Origin of the sequence: uncultured Tenacibaculum sp. (assembly GCF_947499065.1) — a bacterium.
In the GTDB taxonomy this organism is placed as follows: Bacteria; Bacteroidota; Bacteroidia; order Flavobacteriales; family Flavobacteriaceae; genus Polaribacter.
This window is the reverse complement of record NZ_CANMMT010000023.1, coordinates 1-1,814: the sequence shown is the minus strand read 5'-3', so window position 1 is coordinate 1,814 and position 1,814 is coordinate 1. Positions and strand designations below refer to the sequence as shown.

Here is a 1,814-nt window from a genome sequence, read left to right as displayed (position 1 = left end):
GCTTTGCTTTAGAACAAAATTCTCTCGCGAAGAATAGACACAAAGGTGAGTGTCTTTAAATGTTCACCGCAAAAGTAATTTTTTTTAAATATTAATTATGAAAAAATCAATCTTAAATTTAGGAAAGGCTTTAAATAAAGCGGAACAAAGACAAGTTCAGGGAGGAAAACCGATAATCTGTTATTCAAATCCTATTTGTCCACCATCATTCGATTATTGTATTGTTTACGGGAACAAATGTGAATACCTAGGAGGTTTATAAAATAATAAATTAATTTTTTAAAATACTAATTATGAAAAACTCAATTTTAAACTTAGGAAAGATTTTAAATAAAGCGGAACAACAAACCATTAATGGAGGTAGAAAACAATGTGATAGAAACCATGATGGTATATGTGAGGATTCAGGTAGACACTGTTCTGAATTTTATTGTCAGTTTATACCTTTTTAATGATGAAAAGTTCAATTTTAAATATTGGAAAGGCTTTAAACAAAGAAGCTCAAAAGAAAATTAATGGAGGATTTGGACAATCATGTAATGGTTTTGCAATGTACCATGTTAGTAATTGTGGAGCTTGTGTGAATACTATTTTACCAGGAGCACCGACTTTTTGTAGAAATAATTGCTGTGTAATGGCTTACTAATAAAAAATTAAGATAAATGAAAAACTCAATTTTAAATATAGGAAAAGCTTTAGGTAAAGAAGTTCAAAAGAAAATTAACGGAGGAAATGGACCTTTAGGTTTTTGTGATGCGAATGGAAATTGCCCTACAGGAACTCATTGCGAAGGTTATGTTTGTGTAAGTAGTGGTTCTAGTGGAGGCGGAAATACTGGAGGTGGAAATACTGGAGGAGGAAATTGTGTTCCAGATAGATTTTGTGTTGATGAGTTTGATACTTGCTGTATAGGGTAAATATGTAAAACCATGAATTCTAATAATTCATGAGATTAATAATAAAAAATTAAAATCAATGAAAAAATCAATTTTAAATATCGGAAAGGCTTTAAATAAAGAAAGTCAAAAAGAAATTTTTGGAGGTAATCCAATTCTTTCACCAATCAAATTTAAATGCCTAGTAAGTTCTGGAGATAAAAGATGTTGTACACCAAATGAGTGTGGTGATACAGGAGGTATATGGAGACCTAATGCTTGGGGGTATGGAACTTCTGCTAATTGTATTTGCTTTTAAATTTAAAAACACTAACCATGAAAAAACAAATTTTAAACTTAGGAAAGGCTTTAAATAAAAGTGAACAAAAGAATATAGAAGGTGGATGGAAAATAAGACCATTTAAATGTTGTGATCCTGCAATGCAATGTTGTACAACTAGCCATTTAGCTCAAAATAACCCAAGTTGTGGAGGTACTTATATCTCAGGATGTCAATACCATCCTGCAAGTAACTGCTGTATTTAAAAATACTTGCTTAAATACAGATGAAGCTTTAAATAAAGCAACAGCAAGTTAAAGGAAGTGATATAGTTAAGTTCTACATATTTAGTTTTTAGCTAAATCTTCTTAATAAGAAATAGCGGGTTAAAACTTAACCCGCTTATTAAACAATAAAAAATCTTTGAAAAAGTTTCCCAATTATAAACAAACCGAGGCAAAGGATTGTGGACCTACCTGTATTAAAATCATAGCTAAACACTATGGTAAAACTATTAACACACAACAGTTAAGAAACTTAAGTGAAACTACCAGAGAAGGAAGTAGTTTATTAGGTTTAAGTGAAGCTGTTGAATCTATAGGCTTTAAGTCTTTAGGTGTAAAACTTGCATACAACAAACTATTAGAAGCACCATTACC

7 protein-coding genes are annotated in these 1,814 nt (G+C 30.7%); all 7 read left to right on the top strand.

Annotation, left to right across the window (positions count from 1 at the left end):
- Positions 1 to 97 precede the first annotated feature (97 nt).
- Positions 98 to 262: a hypothetical protein gene (locus Q0958_RS18820; RefSeq protein ID WP_299126099.1), complete on the top strand. Its 165-nt coding sequence runs from the start codon at positions 98 to 100 to the stop codon at positions 260 to 262.
- Positions 263 to 293: 31 nt separating this feature from the next.
- Complete coding sequence (locus Q0958_RS18815) at positions 294 to 452, top strand: hypothetical protein (protein WP_299126096.1); 159 nt, start codon at positions 294 to 296, stop codon at positions 450 to 452.
- A 2-nt stretch (positions 453 to 454) separates the two neighbouring features.
- Positions 455 to 646, top strand: a complete 192-nt coding sequence (locus Q0958_RS18810) for a hypothetical protein (protein ID WP_299126094.1) — start codon at positions 455 to 457, stop codon at positions 644 to 646.
- A 16-nt stretch (positions 647 to 662) separates the two neighbouring features.
- The gene (locus tag Q0958_RS18805) at positions 663 to 917 is read left to right on the top strand and encodes a hypothetical protein (protein WP_299126091.1); all 255 of its coding nucleotides are present in this window, start codon (positions 663 to 665) and stop codon (positions 915 to 917) included.
- Positions 918 to 975: 58 nt separating this feature from the next.
- A complete protein-coding gene (locus Q0958_RS18800) occupies positions 976 to 1,194 on the top strand; it encodes a hypothetical protein (protein ID WP_299126088.1) in 219 nt (72 codons plus the stop codon).
- A 17-nt stretch (positions 1,195 to 1,211) separates the two neighbouring features.
- Positions 1,212 to 1,421, top strand: a complete 210-nt coding sequence (locus Q0958_RS18795; RefSeq protein WP_299126085.1) for a hypothetical protein — start codon at positions 1,212 to 1,214, stop codon at positions 1,419 to 1,421.
- Between the two features lie 157 nt (positions 1,422 to 1,578).
- Positions 1,579 to 1,814 (top strand): cysteine peptidase family C39 domain-containing protein (locus Q0958_RS18790; RefSeq protein ID WP_299126084.1); only part of this gene is annotated, 236 nt, incomplete at its 3' end.

Excerpts from the sequence above, each read along its gene's own strand:
- Q0958_RS18810 (WP_299126094.1), top strand. The coding sequence starts at position 455 with ATGAAAAGTTCAATTTTAAATATTGGAAAGGCTTTAAACAAAGAAGCT.
- Q0958_RS18820 (WP_299126099.1), top strand. The coding sequence starts at position 98 with ATGAAAAAATCAATCTTAAATTTAGGAAAGGCTTTAAATAAAGCGGAA.
- Q0958_RS18800 (WP_299126088.1), top strand. The coding sequence starts at position 976 with ATGAAAAAATCAATTTTAAATATCGGAAAGGCTTTAAATAAAGAAAGT.
- Q0958_RS18795 (WP_299126085.1), top strand. The coding sequence starts at position 1,212 with ATGAAAAAACAAATTTTAAACTTAGGAAAGGCTTTAAATAAAAGTGAA.
- Q0958_RS18815 (WP_299126096.1), top strand. The coding sequence starts at position 294 with ATGAAAAACTCAATTTTAAACTTAGGAAAGATTTTAAATAAAGCGGAA.
- Q0958_RS18805 (WP_299126091.1), top strand. The coding sequence starts at position 663 with ATGAAAAACTCAATTTTAAATATAGGAAAAGCTTTAGGTAAAGAAGTT.